Consider the following 15,987-nt stretch of genomic DNA (forward strand, 5'->3'; position numbering starts at 1 on the left):
TTCATGGTCGACTCTCAAGATGCTTCCCTCCTGTACCTGCACTTTGGTACACCACGCCCATATTGGCGACTGGGTTCAGACAGCAATGCCCTGGAGTTATCCGCAGAGAAAGGCGTCGTCAATATTGCTATCTCTCTGACGCAGTGGCAGGCAGGGAAAATAAGGCAACTCACCGGGATCACCTCGAGTTTTACCCTGGATATCACGCTATTCGGATCCCCTGCGCGTTTGTATCTTGTCGGGCGAAAAATCGACAGTAAAGCCTGGGCCGGTACGGCATCCGCCTATCAGGACACTGAGTCTGTCGCCCATGACCTTGAAGTCGGTCTGACCTTTGCTGAGCAGGTGGTTTCTGAAGCCAACTCCGTGATCGTGATTATCGATCAGGAAGGCAAAATCCATCGTTTTAACCGTCTGAGCGAGGAATATACCGGCCTGCGCGAAGAAGATGTTATCGGACGCAGCGCCTATGACCTTTTTATGTCGATGGAAGAAGGCCTGGCCTCACGTCAGAATATCAATGGTTTTTTCCAGCATCAGCAATCTTATGAAGTGGAACGCTGGATCAACACCGTCAAAGGCCAGCGCCTGTTCCTGTTTCGCAATAAATTCGTCCACAGCGGCAGCGGCAAACAGCAAAAATATCTGATTTGCTCCGGCTCTGACATCACTGACGAACGCAAGGCGCAGGAGCGTTTGCGCGTGCTGGCAAATACTGATCTGGTCACCGGTTTCGCTAACCGTAATGCCTTGCAGGAGTCCCTTGCCCGAGCACTTATCGAGCGTGGTGAAAACAACGTCGGGCTGATTTATCTGGATCTGGATAACTTCAAAAAAGTTAACGACGCCTACGGACATATGTTTGGTGATCACCTGCTGCGCGCGGTGTCTGATGCCATTCAGGATTGCCTGTCGCCCAACGATAAACTGGCGCGGCTCGGCGGGGATGAATTCATTATTCTCAGCACGCATGCTGAAATAAAAGCGCTGGAAGCGCTGAGTCAGCGCGTTTTGCGCAGGCTCAGTTTGCCATTCCGCATCGGGCTGATTGAAGTGTATACCGGCTGTTCAGCAGGTATCGCGATTTGCCCGGAACACGGTACCGACGGCGATATACTGTTGCAAAACGCCGATACTGCCATGTATGCAGCCAAGGAAAAGGGCAAAAATGTACACTGTGTTTTCTCACCAGAGATGAATGAGAAAGCCTCTGAATACATGTGGTTAGATACACATTTACGCAAAGCCTTGTCTGAGAAAGATCAGCTGGTCTTACACTATCAGCCGAAAGTATCGCTTTACGGTACCGTGCAAAGCGTGGAGGCACTGCTGCGCTGGAATTCTCCGGAACGCGGTCTGATCCAACCTCAGAGCTTTATTCCCTATGCCGAAGAATCCGGTCTCATCACGCCAGTCGGTAAATGGGTGATCGAAACCGCCACCCGTCAGGCGACGGAATGGCAGAAAAAAGGGCTGAATTTGCGGGTGGCGGTAAACCTCTCCGGACGACAGCTTAACAATAGTTCATTCATCACGACGTTGTCGGATGCCATGAAAAATGCCGGCATGAAAGGCTGCCTGCTGGATTTCGAACTGACAGAAAGTTGCCTGGTGGAAGACGAAGGTGCAGCGATCACCATGATTAACCAGTTGCATAAACTGGGCGCACAAGTACATCTGGATGATTTCGGCACCGGTTATTCTTCACTGTCACAACTGGCGAGAATCCCCCTCGACTGCATCAAGCTGGATCAAAGCTTTATTCGTGGAATCAATGATAATCCGGTGTCTCAGGCGCTGGTACGGGCGATTGTGGCGGTGGCCAAAACGCTGCAACTGACAGTGGTCGCGGAAGGTGTGGAAACGGCGGAAGAAGAGAAGCTGATTGACGAAATCGGTGTGGACAGCAAACAGGGATTTTTATATGCCAAGCCAATGCCAGCAAATGAACTGGAGCACTGGCTTGAGGAAAAAATGATTGCTTCACCCAATGTTTTTAAACATAAAGCAAAACAGAAATAGCGCCAGTGACGGGCTGCTTCTGCCTGCTGCTAGCCGGTTTTACGCAATGACGCCGTATGCCGGTTTTGCAGCATGACCAGACGCTCCATATAACTCAGGTCTTTCTCCTCCAGCGTAAACGCTGCATCCACCCAATCCTCCGTAATATCCATCAGTTCTGAACGTGATAATTGCAGCACACGCTGACGTGCGCGGATCATCGCCCGGATGCCGTTGAGCTTTGGTCGCAAAACATCCATGAACGTTCGCGTGGCGGTGAATGCTTCCCCCGGCTGGAATAACACGTCCACCAGCCCGCGGCTTTCAAACCATTCGGCGGTATGCGACTCCCCGGTGGAAATCAGTTCCTCCGCCAGCTTCATCCCCGCTTTGCGTGATACCAGCGAATAACCGCCCATTCCCGGGAAAAGGTTAAATGCGATTTCAGGGAACCCCATCCGGGCGGTGTTCTGCGCCAGCACGTAATGGTGTGCCAGTGCGGCTTCAAAGCCGCCGCCCAGTGCCGTGCCTTCTATCATCGATAAACTGATCGCGCCTACGTCAAAACCACGCGCGGCAGCGTGAACGCAATCCACGCAGGCTCTGGCGTAAGCACGTAACGCTTCGCGTTTATTATTGACGATGGAATCAACAAAGAAGCTCAAATCACCGCCGACATTATACATATTGGGCACCAAAGAGCCGGTGACCCAAAAATCAAAACGCAGACCGGATGCCTTCGCGGCATACATCAGCGTCATAATGTCTTCGATAAGCTCCTGATTAAAACAGGGACGTGGATAAGACCTGAGCATCATCCACATGACGTTACGACCCTCTTCATAATAGGCTGCAATCTGGGACAAATGCCCGGCTTCGGTGAACGGGCGGCAGGCTGTATGGTCAATAAGATTCATAGTATATATCCAGGTTAGAATTGAATTTTTAGGGTGAAGCAACCCCAGCCTAGTCCAGCTCTAACCCGAACTGAATCGATTCGATATGGTTTTCTAAAAATAATCCTAACGACCAAAATCTCTGAAAAAAATGTTAAAAATAAACAACCTGCAATAAGACCATTGTGTGTAAAAACAAAGAAATAGGTATTTCATCTGCTATCTTGTGCTGTTTTCCGGCGACAAAAGTCACCTCTGCCAATTAATAAACCGCGAGTAATAAGAAGCGTAATAGTTAATTAACGCTCAGCGAATTCCTCAGAGTGATACATATCACAGTCATTACACACTGACTTTCCAATTGTTCTGCCAGCAGCTAAATTGAATTCATCTCCTCCGACCACTTAAGAGAATTCCATGACTGAACGCGCTTCGCTTTTTTATCCGCACCTGCTGGCGCCACTGGATTTAGGTTTTACCCAACTGAAAAATCGCGTGCTGATGGGTTCCATGCACACCGGGCTGGAAGAACGGGAGGACGGGCCGGAACGTCTGGCGGCCTTTTATGCAGAACGTGCCGCCGCAGGCGTCGGGCTGATTGTCACCGGCGGCATTTCCCCTAACGCGCAGGGCGTGGTTTATCAGGGCGGTTCAATTCTCGCTGAACAGGAACACATCACGCATCACCGCGTGGTGACTGACGCGGTGCATGCCGCTGGCGGCAAAATTGCCCTGCAGATCCTTCACGCCGGACGTTACAGTTATCAGCCCCACCCCGTCGCGCCTTCAGCGCTTCAGGCGCCGATCAACCGCTTTACACCTCACGCCCTCAGCGAGGCAGAAATCGACTCCACACTGGCGGATTTCGCCCGCTGCGCGCAGCTTGCCAAAGAGTCGGGTTATGACGGCGTGGAAATCATGGGCTCCGAAGGCTATCTGATAAACCAGTTCCTCACCGCGCGCACCAATCAGCGCACGGACAACTGGGGTGGTTCTGCCGATAACCGCATGCGGTTTGCCACCGAAGCCGTGCGCCGCGTGCGCGAAACCTGTGGCCGGGAATTCATCATCATTTATCGCTTATCCATGCTGGATCTGGTCGAAGAAGGCTCGGACTGGAATGAAGTCGAAATGCTGGCGCAGCGCATCGAACAGGCAGGCGCGAGCATTATCAACACCGGTATTGGCTGGCATGAAGCGCGCATTCCGACCATAGCCACCATGGTGCCCCGCGCGGCGTTCATCTGGGTGACGCAAAAACTGATGGGCAAAGTGGGCATTCCGCTGATTACCACCAACCGCATTAACGACCCTGACGTGGCGGAGAAAATTCTCGCCGAAGGTTGTGCGGATATGGTGTCAATGGCGCGCCCGTTTCTTGCCGATCCTGCGTTTGTCGAAAAAGCCGCGCAGGGACGTGCTGATGAAATCAACACCTGCATCGGCTGTAATCAGGCCTGTCTGGATCAGATATTCGCCGGTGAAGTCACTTCCTGTCTGGTCAATCCGCGCGCCTGCCGTGAAACACAGTTACCGGTTACCCGTGCGGAAATCACCAAACATCTGGCCGTTGTCGGCTCGGGGCCAGCCGGGCTGGCGTTTGCCACTACCGCCGCCAGCCGCGGGCATCACGTCACATTATTTGATGCACACAATGAAATCGGCGGGCAATTTAATGTCGCCAAACAGATCCCCGGCAAAGAAGAGTTTTATCAGACGCTGCGTTACTACTCGCGCCAGCTGACATTACTGGGCGTAACGCTGCGCCTGGGCGAAACCGTCAGCGCCAGCCAGTTAACGGGTTATGACGAAGTGATCCTCGCCTGTGGTATTTCACCGCGCCTGCCGGATATTGCGGGCATTGATCATCCGATCGTGCTGACCTATCTCGACGTACTGCGGGATAAAAAACCGGTCGGACAGCGCGTCGCCATTATTGGCGCGGGCGGCATTGGTTTTGATACCGCCGAATACCTGATCCACACCGGCCCGTCATCGAGCCTCAGCACTCAGGCTTTCAGCCACGAATGGGGGATCGACCAGAGCCTGACGCACCGTGGCGGTCTGGCACCACTTGGGCCACAGCCCGAACCTGCCGCGCGGGATATCGTTCTGCTGCAACGCAAAACCACCAAAGTCGGCGCAGGATTGGGGAAAACCACTGGCTGGATCCACCGCACCAGCCTGTTGCAGCGTGGCGTGAAAATGCAAAGTGGTGTCAGCTATGAACGCATCGACGACGCGGGGCTGCACCTGATCATGAACGGTGAACCGGTATGTCTGGAAGTGGATAACGTGATTATCTGCGCCGGACAGGAACCGCAGCGCGCGCTGTATCAGCCGTTACAGGAGGCCGGAAAAATCGTACACCTAATTGGCGGTGCCGACGTCGCCGTCGAACTCGATGCGCGTCGCGCTATCGATCAGGGCACACGGCTGGCACTGAAAATTTAGAAAACTATTTCAGAAACCGACAGACGAAAAAAAAGCCGCGATAAGCGGCTTTTTCATTTCAGCACTTCAGACTAATTCAGCTATCAATGATGTGCAGCTGTTTTCACGGCACGTAAAATCACGAATTTCTGATTGGTGGCGATCGTCGTGCAGTTGCCGAACAGGCGACGCAGCTTCTGGTAGTAATCCAGATGACGGTTGCCGACGATACGCAGCTCGCCGCCGGTTTGCAGGCAGCGTTTGGCATCGCAGAACATGCGCCACGCGGTGTCATCGCTGATGACCGTGCCCTGATGGAACGGCGGGTTACACAGCACGGCGTGCAGTGTTTCGCGCTCGACACCGGCCAGCATGTTGTTCACTTCGAAATGACAGCGGCTGACATCCTGCGGCAAATTGTTTTCGACGTTAATACGGCTCGACTCTACCGCCATATAAGATTCATCGACGAACAGCATTTCCGCATCCGGGTTCAGCGCCAGTGCGGTCATGCCGATCACACCGTTACCACAGCCCAGATCCGCCATGCGCCCTTCAATGCCTTCCGGCAGATGTTGCATGAAAAAGCGAGCGCCGACATCCAGACCGCCGCGTGAGAACACGTTCGCGTGGTTGGAAATACGGAATTCACTGTCATCCAGCGCCCACTCAGAAATCACCGGCTCTGCGGTTTGCGCAGGCAAGGTGGCTTCACAATGGATCAGACGGGCTTTTTTCCACGCCAGACTGGTTTTGGTCGGTCCGAGGATTTTCTCGAACAGTTGCAACGTTGACGTGTGAATATCACGGGCTTTCGCGCCGGCGATAATCTGCGTGTCCGGCGTCACCACTTCACGCAGCGCCAGCAGTTGTTGTTCCAGCAGCGCCAGCGTTTTTGGCACTTTGATGATCACCAGACCCGGATTGATCGGCAACGGCACCAGGCTGCTTTGCGCAGCCACGCTGTCTTCGTCAAAACCGTTAAGGCGCAGGTTGTGGCGCATCGCCAGCTGACTCATAAAGGAGTCGTTGACGCTGGTCGGGTTGTGCGGCTGCAAGGCGCAGGCCAGCGTGCCGAAAGCATCGTTGAAAATCAGCAGCGGACGGCCGTTGAGCGCGTCGGTGTTCAGGTTTTGCAGCAGATATTCATCGGCCGCTTCCCATGCCTGTAACTGCGTTGCCGCTTCTTCCAGCGGATAACGTTCCAGACGCAGTTGCAATAACTGACCACCGGTTTCGGTTTCAAATTGGCTCATTGGCCCTCCTCATATTCAATTTGCGCTGTTTATCCCTTAATTTGGTCTATCAGTAAAACGTTTTTTCAGTTAAAAAGGGGTTTATCTGCCGGATCGACGCGATCGTGGTAAAAACCCCGCACCCCGTTTCGGCATCTTTTCCCCGGCAATAAGAGATAAAGCAAACAGTTATGCCTGAATTGACCTATCTGCAAGGCTATCCGGAGTCGCTTCAGGCTCAGGTGCGTCAGTTAATCGACCAGGAACGTTTAGGTAAAGTCTTGCTGACGCGATATCCCGAACCGCACGAGCTGACCACTGACAAATCGCTCTATCAGTATACGCTGGACCTGAAAAATCAGTTTTTGCGCAGTTCATCGCCGTTAAGCAAAGTGGCTTACGACAATAAAATCCACGTGATGAAGCACGCGCTGGGGCTGCATACGGCAATATCCCGTATTCAGGGCGGCAAGCTAAAAGCCAAGGCGGAAATCCGCGTGGCAACGGTGTTTAAAAGCGCGCCGGAAGCGTTTCTGAAAATGATCGTGGTGCATGAACTCGCGCACCTGAAAGAAAAAGAACACAACAAAGCATTCTACAGCCTGTGCTGTCATATGACGCCCGACTATCATCAGTTAGAATTCGACACGCGCATGTATCTGACGCATCTGGAAATATTCGGTAAGTTGTATCAATAATAATTAACTATAGGGATTTCTCATGATTCGTATTGGCGTTGTGGGCACCAACTGGATCACCCAGCGTTTTATTGATGCCGCCCACGAGAGCGGTAAAATGAAGCTGACCGCGATTTACTCCCGCACGCTGGAAGGCGCTAAAAAGCTCGGTGAGGATTATCCGGTTGAACATTACTTTGATTCCCTTGAAGCAATGGCCGCCTCTGATCTGATTGATGCGGTCTATATTGCCAGCCCGAACTCCCTGCATTACCCGCAGTCGCTGTTGTTCCTCAGCAATAAAAAGCACGTGATTTGCGAAAAGCCGCTGGCTTCCAATCTGCGTGAAGCGGAAAGCCTGATCGCCTGCGCAAAAGAAAACAACGTGGTGCTGTTCGAGGCGTTTAAAACCGCGTATCTGCCCAACTTCCTGCACATGAAAGGCGCGCTGAACCGCATCGGTAAACTGCGTAAAGCCATTCTGAATTACTGCCAGTATTCCTCACGTTATCCGCGCTATCTGGCCGGTGAAAACCCGAATACCTTTAACCCGGCGTTTTCCAATGGCTCGATCATGGATATCGGTTATTACTGTCTGGCGAGTGCTATTTCGTTGTTTGGCGAACCGGAATCGGTGAAAGCCACGGCAACCCTGCTGGAAAGCGGCGTTGACGGTCAGGGCACGGTGATCTTGTCTTATGCGGATGATTTCGAAGTGGTTATCAACCATTCGAAAATCAGCGACTCCCTGTTACCCAGTGAGATCCAGGGCGAAGACGGCACCTTGCAGATGGAAAAGCTGTCTGAATGCCAGACGCTCAGCCTGACGCCACGCGGCAGCCAGAAGCTGGATCTGACGCAACCCCAGCACATCAACACCATGCTGTATGAAGCAGAAACTTTTGCGATTCTGGTCGACAGCCAGTTTGTCGCGCACCCCGGGCTGGAAGTCTCGCGTATCACGGCCAAAGTGCTGACGGAAATCCGTCGTCAGACCGGCGTGGTATTCCCGGCCGATAACCAGCCTTAATATTAAGTAAAAATCGGGAGTAACAGATGATTGCACCCAGCCAGAAATCGCTGTTGATTTTACAGACCGGCCACGCGCCGGAACCTATCCGTCGTGCGCACGACAACTTTCCGCAGATGTTTATCCGTCAGGGCGATATCGACGCGCAGCAGGTGGTGATTGTGGATTTGCAGGCGGGTGAACGCCCGCTGCCGCCGGAAAACTATTGCGGTGCGATCATTACCGGTTCGCGCAGCATGGTCACCGAGCATCTGGCGTGGAGCGAAGAAGCGGCGGACTGGGTGCGGCTGGGCATGTTGCAGGAATTACCCATGTTTGGTGCCTGCTACGGTCATCAGCTGATGGCATACGCGCTGGGTGGCGAGGTGGATTACCATCCGCAAGGCATTGAAGTCGGTACGCACGAGGTGACGCTGACGCCGGACGGGCATCTTGATCCGCTGGTGTCGCAGCTTCCCGCACAGTTCGCGGCCAATCTGATCCACCTGCAAACCGTCATTACGCCGCCTGCGACAGCGACGGTGCTGGCGAAAACGCGGCACGATCCGCATCAGATCCTGCGCTACGGCCCGAATGCCATCAGCACGCAGTTCCATCCGGAATTCAGTCTGGCGGTAATGAAAACATATCTGTCATGGCTGGGCTCTATCGCCGAAGACGATACGATAGATTTTGCGCATCAGGCTCAGCAACTTAGCGAAACACCCCTCAGCCGTAGCCTGCTGCTGGCCTTCGTCGGCGCACTCGGCAAACGTCAGGCACTGGCGGGTTAATGCTCCATAATGTTTCTGAATGTTTGACATCGGACACATTTTGCATTAATTTGCGAACTGCAAAGGGGAGTAACTTCTTCGTCGGATAATCGTCATTACGGTGTCTGGACCCGCGCTCATGCAGCGCCGTCTCAGCCACCCGGTTACCGGGGCAAAGATAAGCATTCACAAGATGAATACTTATCTTTGTAAGTGAGACCTTGCCGGAAGGCGAGGTTTGCTCACAGCTCAAAAAATGAGCGGCTAACGTCTTCCGACGCTGGCCGTTTTTTTTTGATGTTTTTTCGAGGATATCGCAATGATGAACTCCGTAGGCAACCCGATGTTGTGGGGCTCCTTTGCCGTGGTAGTGATAATTATGCTCGCGTTCGACCTGCTGTTGCAGGGTCGAAAAGGCGCGCAAACCATGAGTATGAAAAGTGCCGCGATGTGGTCGCTGGTGTGGATAGGCCTGTCGTTGCTGTTCAACTTCGGCTTCTGGTGGTATCTCAACGGCGAGTTTGGCCGTGAAGTGGCCGACGCCAAGGCCACCATGTTCCTGACCGGCTATCTGCTGGAAAAAGCGCTGGCGGTGGATAACGTCTTCGTCTGGCTGATCCTGTTCAGTTACTTCTCTATTCCTGCCAGCCTGCAACGCCGCGTACTGGTCTACGGCGTGCTCGGCGCCATCGTCCTGCGTACCGGCATGATTTTCGCCGGTAGCTGGCTGGTGGGGCAATTTAGCTGGATTTTGTACGTGTTCGGCGCCTTCCTGCTGTTCACCGGTATCAAGATGGCGCTGGCGAAAGAAGAAGACGGTGAGGTTGGCGAGAAGCCGATGATCCGCTGGCTGCGCAGCAAAATGCGCATGACCGATGAGTTGCAGGGTGAGAAGTTCTTTGTGCGCCGTAACGGTATTTTGTTCGCTACTCCGTTGTTGCTGGTGCTGATTATGGTGGAACTGAGCGACGTGATTTTCGCGGTCGACAGTATTCCGGCTATCTTTGCGGTAACCACCGACCCGTTCATCGTCCTGACCTCTAACCTGTTTGCGATCCTCGGCCTGCGCGCGATGTACTTCCTGCTGGCGGGCGTGGCAGAACGTTTCTCGATGCTGAAATACGGTCTGGCGGTGATCCTGATTTTCATCGGTATCAAGATGCTGCTGCTCGACGTGTTCCACATTCCGGTCGGTATTTCGCTGGGCGTGATTGCGTCGATTCTGATCATCACCCTGCTGATTAACACCTGGGTGAACCGTCGTAACGATCGCAAGAACAACGCGCAGTCGTAATATTTCGAACTGATTAATGCAAAGCGCGGCCGCTTCACCGGTCGCGCTTTTTAGCATTCAGGATAGAATTTTAAAGATTACTGCCAGCCGTAACGGCGCACGAACCAGCCTTTCACGCACTGCGTCAGCACCATGTAGCCCGCCAGAATCGCGATCAGCCACGGGAAATAGCTCAGCGGCAGCGCCTGCAATTGCAGGAATCCGGCCACCGGCGAGTAGATCAGTGCGATACCGGTGATCACCACCATCAGCGTCATGATGCACAGCGGCCAGGACGCGCGGCTCTGAATAAACGGCACTTTGCGGGTGCGGATCATGTGCACGATCAGCGTCTGCGACAGCAGCCCTTCAATGAACCAGCCGGACTGGAACAACGTCTGCGCCTCCACCGTATTGGCTTTAAACACCCACCACATCAGGCTGAAAGTCAGAATGTCGAATACGGAACTGATCGGCCCGAAGAACACCATAAAACGGCCAATATCCCCGGCGTTCCAGCGCTGCGGTTTCGCCAGTTGCTCTTCATCTACGTTATCAAACGGGATCGCCACCTGAGACACATCGTAAATCAGGTTCTGAATCAGCAGATGCAGTGGCAACATTGGCAGGAACGGCAAAAAGGCGCTGGCGACCAGCACGCTGAACACGTTACCGAAGTTGGAACTGGCAGTCATTTTGATGTATTTCAGCATGTTGGCGAAAGTTCTGCGCCCTTCCGTCACGCCCTGCTCCAGGACCATCAGGCTTTTTTCCAGCAGAATAATATCGGCCGCTTCTTTGGCGATATCCACCGCAGAATCCACGGAAATCCCAATGTCCGCCGCACGCAGCGCAGGCGCGTCGTTGATGCCGTCACCCATAAAGCCAACCACATGCCCTTCACCGCGCAGTACGCGCACAATGCGTTCTTTGTGCATCGGTGTCAGTTTGGCAAATACCGTGGTTTCGCGGGCGACGTTCAGCAGTTGCACATCGTCAAGCGCATCGATATCGCTGCCGATTACGACGTTATCGGCCTGTAATCCGACATCTTTGCAGACTTTACGCGCCACCAGCGGATTGTCGCCGGTGAGGATTTTCACCGTCACGCCTTTGCGTTGCAGTGCATCCAGCGCCGGTGCGGTGCTTTCTTTTGGCGGATCGAGGAATGCGATATACCCGGCCAGGATCAGGCCGGACTCATCGGTCACGCCGTAGCCCTGCGTGCGCGATGGCATCACTTTATGCGCCACGGCTACCACGCGCAGCCCCTGCTGATTGAGATCGTCAGTAATGCGGCGGATACGCGCCAGCAGCACATCGGTCAGCGGCACAATCTCACCGTTGAGCTGCACCAGCGTACAAATCGACAGCATTTCTTCCAGCGCGCCTTTGCAAATCAGGCGGTGATTCTGGTCGTTTTCGGCGACGACGACAGACATACGGCGACGGTCGAAATCAAACGGAATTTCATCCACTTTCAGCGAGTTATGCGCCGGACCGGCATCGCCTGCTTCCAGCACCGCAACATCCAGCAGGTTTTTCAGGCCGGTTTGATAATGGCTGTTCAGCCACGCCAGATGCAGCACCTCATCACTGGTCACGCCCAGCACATCAGTGTGGCGCTCGAGCACGATTTTATCCTGCGTCAGCGTGCCGGTTTTATCCGTGCAGAGGATATCCATTGCGCCGAAGTTCTGTATCGCATCCAGACGTTTGACGATCACCTTCTGGCGGGAGAGTTTTACCGCGCCTTTGGCCAGCGTGGAAGTCACAATCATCGGCAGCATTTCCGGCGTCAACCCGACCGCCACGGAGAGCGCAAACAGTGCGGCTTCCCACCAGTCGCCTTTGGTGTAACCGTTGATCACCAGCACCACAGGTGTCATTACCATCATAAAGCGGATCAGCAGCCAGCTGACTTTGCTGATCCCGGCCTGGAACGCGTTTGGCTGTGTATCTTCCTGTACCACACGTTCGGCAAGCTGACCGAACCAGGTTTTGCTGCCGGTGGCGATCACCATCGCAATCGCCGTGCCGCTCACCACGTTGGTGCCCATAAAACACAGGGTGTTCAGTTCAAGCGGATCAGCCGCAACCGGTTTTTTCTCGCAGGCGTGTTTTTCCACCGGCAGGGATTCACCGGTCAGCGCCGCCTGGCTGATAAACAAGTCCTTGGCCGAAAGAATGCGCAGGTCTGCCGGGATCATATCGCCCGCTGACAATTTGATCAGGTCACCCGGCACCAGTTGGCTGATCGGGATTTCCACTGTTTCGCTGCGTCCGGTTTGCGCGTCACTGCGCAGCACGGTCGCGGTGTTGCTGACCATCGCTTTCAGCGCATCGGCGGCTTTATTGGAACGCGCCTCCTGAATGAAATGCATGAAAGTAGAAATAAACACCATCGCGCCAATCACCAGCGCTGCCGTTAAATCGTCGGTGGCGTAAGACACCAGCCCGAGCACGGTCAGCAGCAGATTGAACGGATTGCGGTAGCAGTGCCACAGATGCAGCCACCAGGGTGCCGGTTGCTGATCGCCGGTCTGATTCAGGCCGGAAACTTCGCGAATTGCATCGGCTTCCTGCGCAGTCAGCCCTTCCGGATGACTGGCAAATTGCAGGTAAAGCTGGTCTTCGGTGGCGCGGGCACAGGCCTGACAATGCGCCGACATAGCGGCAGGGATGGCCTGCACCGCACGGGCAGATACGTTTTCCAGCATCGGATCGCGGCGGACTAAGCGGCGCGGTAAATTACGGCTGAGCGCACTGAGCAGCCGGGAAGTGAAATTTTTGAACATCATTCGCACCTTTGTTGCGCCCACGGCGAAGCCGCCATGAGCATGGCAAAAGGGTTGTTAAAAACAGGGCGAACGAAAAGACGTGCACCACTGCCTGCCAGGTAAAGTCACGGCAAGCAGCGGCAAAAATGCGGGTGCTTACCGGATCACAACGGACCTACAGAATTGGGGTCGGGTTCCATGGGTTTTCACCTCCGGTAAGGAACGGTTTGGAAATTCATACGCATCGGGTATAAAAATCCGTTAGGGTAACGGCACGGGATGACGCGTACATCATCTCCGGCGAGCGCAGTATACGCCGGTTAACTACAACCAATTTTAAACCTGACCCTCATTCACCTTAAAACATGACCCAGCAAAATCGCCTGACCATTAATGATATTGCCCGCCTGAGCGGTGTCGGAAAATCCACGGTTTCCCGCGTTTTGAATAACGAAGGCAACGTCAGCCCGCAAACCCGCGAACGGGTGTTGCAGGTGATCGAACAACAGCATTTCAGTCCGTCGAAATCGGCGCGGGCCATGCGCGGGTTCAGCGACAAAATTGTGGCGATCATCGTGTCGCGTCTCGACTCTCCTTCGGAAAATCTGGCCGTACGCGCCATGTTGCCGCTGTTTTATCAGCAAGGGTATGACCCGATTGTGCTGGAAAGTCAGTTCAGCGCAGAGCGCGTGAAAGAGCATTTGCAGGTGCTGAAACAGCGCAATATCGATGGCATTGTGCTGTTTGGTTTCACCGGACTTTCAGCCCAAATGCTGACGCCCTGGCAGGATAAAATGGTGGTGCTGGCACGCGATATGCCGGGGCTATCTTCGGTGTGTTATGACGATGCGGGTGCGGTGCAGTTGCTGATGCAAAAACTGCTGGCGCAGAACATACGGGAGGTTGGCTTTATCGGTGTTTCGCCGCAGGACACCACCACCGGCCAGCGCCGCAGCGCGGCCTTTCGGACTTTTTGTAAAGAGCATGGCCTGACACCGCACATTGCGCTGGGCGAACTGACCTATCAGAGCGGCTTCGACCTGATCCCGCAGTTGCTGAAAAATAATATTCAGGCCGTCGTCTGCGCGTCCGACACCATTGCCATCGGCGCACAAAAATACCTGCAACAACAGCAAATCCGTGGCGTGCAGGTATGCGGTATCGGCAACAACCCGCTGCTGCATTTCCTGTTCCCGGAATCGTATTCAGTAGAACTCGGCTATGGCGCGGGCGGCGAAGCAGCGGCCAAACAATTACTGGCGCAGCTCAGCGGTTCCACCACGGTGCGGCAGCTGATTATCCCCGGAAAGCTTGCTTTCTGAATCCCCCGCCTTTCTGACCTTTGCCTTTCTAAAAAGTAAAAACTTTGTGATCGTCCCGGCAAAACCGGGAACGTTCCCGGACAAGTTCCCACCGCCTTCGCTATGCTTGAACCGTACCCTACACTCTTACGCAAAATCACAGGCCACTTCCCATGAGCAAAGTTAAGCAACAGGATGTTGATCAGCTGATCGCCCTCGTTGGCGGCAGCGACAATATCGCGATGGTGACTCACTGCATTACGCGTCTTCGTTTTGTCCTCAATGACCCGTCCAAAGCCGACCCGAAAGGTCTCGAAGCCCTGCCGATGGTCAAAGGCTGCTTCACCAACGCCGGTCAGTTCCAGGTGGTTATCGGGCCGGAAGTGGATGATTACTACAAAGTTCTGATCGCCAGCACCGGTAAAAGTGCGGCCGGAAAAGAACAGGCAAAAGTTGCCGCCCGCCAGAATATGAGCTGGTTTGAGCGCAGCATTTCTCACTTTGCGGAAATCTTTTTCCCGCTGTTACCGGCGCTGATCAGCGGCGGTTTAATTCTCGGTTTCCGCAATGTTATCGGCGAAATTCCGATGAGCGGCGGCCAGACGCTGGCGCAGATGCACCCGCTGTGGCAATCCATTTACGACTTCCTCTGGCTGCTTGGCGAAGCCGTGTTTATGTTCCTGCCGGTGGCGGTGTGCTGGTCGACGGTCAGAAAAATGGGCGGCACCGAAATCCTCGGGATTGTGCTTGGCATAACGCTGGTATCGCCGCAACTGATGAACTCCTACAACCTCGGGCAGCAAATCCCTGAAGTATGGAATTTCGGCTGGTTCACCATCGAAAAGGTCGGTTATCAGGCGCAGGTCATTCCTTCCGTTCTCGCCGGTATGGCGCTGGCGATGATCGAAAATGGCCTGAAACGCATCGTGCCTAATTATCTGTATCTGGTGATTGTGCCCGTCAGCTCGCTGATTATTGCCGTATTCCTGGCGCACACGCTGATCGGGCCGTTTGGCCGCATGGTGGGCGACGGCGTGGCTTTCGCGGTGAAATTCATCATGACCGGCAGCCTCGCACCCATCGGTGCCGCGCTGTTTGGTTTCCTCTATGCGCCACTGGTCATCACCGGCGTGCATCAGACCACCCTTGCCATCGACATGCAGATGGTGCAAAGCACCGGCGGAACCCCGGTGTGGCCGCTGATCGCCCTGTCCAATATTGCGCAAGCCGCTGCGGTCGTCGGCGTGATTATCGTCAGCCGCAAACATAATGAGCGCGAGATCTCCGTGCCCGCAGCGATATCCGCGTTCCTCGGCGTAACCGAACCGGCGATGTACGGCATCAACCTGAAATACCGCTTCCCGATGCTGTGCGCAATGATTGGCTCGGCCGGTGCCGGCCTGATTTGCGGCCTGTTCCACGTCACGGCCAACGGCATCGGCGTCGGCGGCTTACCGGGTATTTTGTCCATCAAACCGCAGTTCTGGAGTATTTACGCACTGGCCATGCTGGTGGCGATCGTGGTGCCGATTATCCTGACCGTGCTGGTTTATCAGCGGAAGGCCCGCCGGGGTGAACTGGCAGTGGTGTAAGACATTCAAGAAGGAAA

Annotated in this window: 11 protein-coding genes; 8 read left to right on the plus strand and 3 right to left on the minus strand. The window is 54.4% G+C overall.

Annotated elements, in window-relative coordinates; all coding sequences use genetic code 11:
• The first annotated feature begins 3 nt into the window (after positions 1-3).
• Positions 4-2,022, plus strand: coding sequence for a cyclic di-GMP phosphodiesterase (pdeR, locus tag AC1DUO_RS06155; RefSeq protein ID WP_119261176.1), 2,019 nt, complete (start codon positions 4-6; stop codon positions 2,020-2,022).
• 29 nt (positions 2,023-2,051) lie between these two features.
• On the opposite strand, the gene AC1DUO_RS06160 is transcribed toward pdeR, so the two are convergent.
• A complete protein-coding gene (locus AC1DUO_RS06160; protein ID WP_013573863.1) occupies positions 2,052-2,918 on the minus strand; it encodes a crotonase/enoyl-CoA hydratase family protein in 867 nt (288 codons plus the stop codon).
• A 396-nt stretch (positions 2,919-3,314) separates the two neighbouring features.
• On the opposite strand from AC1DUO_RS06160, the gene AC1DUO_RS06165 reads away from it, so the two are divergent.
• Positions 3,315-5,351 carry an NADPH-dependent 2,4-dienoyl-CoA reductase gene (locus tag AC1DUO_RS06165; protein ID WP_014411580.1) on the plus strand — a complete coding sequence of 679 codons (2,037 nt, stop codon included), beginning with the start codon at positions 3,315-3,317 and terminating at the stop codon, positions 5,349-5,351.
• Positions 5,352-5,434: 83 nt separating this feature from the next.
• Here AC1DUO_RS06165 and rlmG read toward each other — a convergent pair whose 3' ends face one another.
• Positions 5,435-6,586 carry a 23S rRNA (guanine(1835)-N(2))-methyltransferase RlmG gene (gene rlmG / locus AC1DUO_RS06170; RefSeq protein WP_013573861.1) on the minus strand — a complete coding sequence of 384 codons (1,152 nt, stop codon included), beginning with the start codon at positions 6,584-6,586 and terminating at the stop codon, positions 5,435-5,437.
• 170 nt (positions 6,587-6,756) lie between these two features.
• On the opposite strand from rlmG, the gene AC1DUO_RS06175 reads away from it, so the two are divergent.
• The 4 genes from AC1DUO_RS06175 (at position 6,757) to AC1DUO_RS06190 (ending at position 10,318) form a co-directional block, all read left to right on the plus strand.
• The gene (locus AC1DUO_RS06175) at positions 6,757-7,263 is read left to right on the plus strand and encodes a M48 metallopeptidase family protein (protein WP_013573860.1); all 507 of its coding nucleotides are present in this window, start codon (positions 6,757-6,759) and stop codon (positions 7,261-7,263) included.
• A gap of 22 nt (positions 7,264-7,285) precedes the next feature.
• Positions 7,286-8,272 (plus strand): Gfo/Idh/MocA family protein, encoded by a 987-nt coding sequence (locus AC1DUO_RS06180; protein ID WP_013573859.1) that lies wholly within the window; start codon positions 7,286-7,288, stop codon positions 8,270-8,272.
• A 26-nt stretch (positions 8,273-8,298) separates the two neighbouring features.
• Positions 8,299-9,045 carry a glutamine amidotransferase gene (locus AC1DUO_RS06185; RefSeq protein ID WP_013573858.1) on the plus strand — a complete coding sequence of 249 codons (747 nt, stop codon included), beginning with the start codon at positions 8,299-8,301 and terminating at the stop codon, positions 9,043-9,045.
• Between the two features lie 301 nt (positions 9,046-9,346).
• A complete protein-coding gene (locus AC1DUO_RS06190; protein ID WP_014411579.1) occupies positions 9,347-10,318 on the plus strand; it encodes a TerC family protein in 972 nt (323 codons plus the stop codon).
• A gap of 77 nt (positions 10,319-10,395) precedes the next feature.
• Here the strand turns inward: AC1DUO_RS06190 and mgtA are convergent, their stop codons facing one another.
• Positions 10,396-13,098, minus strand: a complete 2,703-nt coding sequence (gene mgtA, locus AC1DUO_RS06195; RefSeq protein ID WP_099049191.1) for a magnesium-translocating P-type ATPase — start codon at positions 13,096-13,098, stop codon at positions 10,396-10,398.
• 344 nt (positions 13,099-13,442) lie between these two features.
• Between mgtA and treR the strand changes: the two genes are divergently transcribed.
• Together treR and treB are read left to right on the plus strand one after the other, a co-directional pair.
• Complete coding sequence (gene treR / locus AC1DUO_RS06200) at positions 13,443-14,399, plus strand: trehalose operon repressor TreR (protein ID WP_119261174.1); 957 nt, start codon at positions 13,443-13,445, stop codon at positions 14,397-14,399.
• Positions 14,400-14,551: 152 nt separating this feature from the next.
• Positions 14,552-15,970, plus strand: coding sequence for a PTS trehalose transporter subunit IIBC (gene treB / locus AC1DUO_RS06205; protein WP_013573854.1), 1,419 nt, complete (start codon positions 14,552-14,554; stop codon positions 15,968-15,970).
• Positions 15,971-15,987: the final 17 nt, after the last annotated feature.

It is taken from the genome of Rahnella sp. P4_A8, from assembly GCF_056402435.1.

Excerpts from the sequence above, each read along its gene's own strand:
- pdeR (WP_119261176.1), top strand. The coding sequence starts at position 4 with ATGGTCGACTCTCAAGATGCTTCCCTCCTGTACCTGCACTTTGGTACA.
- AC1DUO_RS06160 (WP_013573863.1), bottom strand. The coding sequence starts at position 2,918 with ATGAATCTTATTGACCATACAGCCTGCCGCCCGTTCACCGAAGCCGGG.
- AC1DUO_RS06165 (WP_014411580.1), top strand. The coding sequence starts at position 3,315 with ATGACTGAACGCGCTTCGCTTTTTTATCCGCACCTGCTGGCGCCACTG.
- rlmG (WP_013573861.1), bottom strand. The coding sequence starts at position 6,586 with ATGAGCCAATTTGAAACCGAAACCGGTGGTCAGTTATTGCAACTGCGT.
- AC1DUO_RS06175 (WP_013573860.1), top strand. The coding sequence starts at position 6,757 with ATGCCTGAATTGACCTATCTGCAAGGCTATCCGGAGTCGCTTCAGGCT.
- AC1DUO_RS06180 (WP_013573859.1), top strand. The coding sequence starts at position 7,286 with ATGATTCGTATTGGCGTTGTGGGCACCAACTGGATCACCCAGCGTTTT.
- AC1DUO_RS06185 (WP_013573858.1), top strand. The coding sequence starts at position 8,299 with ATGATTGCACCCAGCCAGAAATCGCTGTTGATTTTACAGACCGGCCAC.
- AC1DUO_RS06190 (WP_014411579.1), top strand. The coding sequence starts at position 9,347 with ATGAACTCCGTAGGCAACCCGATGTTGTGGGGCTCCTTTGCCGTGGTA.
- mgtA (WP_099049191.1), bottom strand. The coding sequence starts at position 13,098 with ATGATGTTCAAAAATTTCACTTCCCGGCTGCTCAGTGCGCTCAGCCGT.
- treR (WP_119261174.1), top strand. The coding sequence starts at position 13,443 with ATGACCCAGCAAAATCGCCTGACCATTAATGATATTGCCCGCCTGAGC.
- treB (WP_013573854.1), top strand. The coding sequence starts at position 14,552 with ATGAGCAAAGTTAAGCAACAGGATGTTGATCAGCTGATCGCCCTCGTT.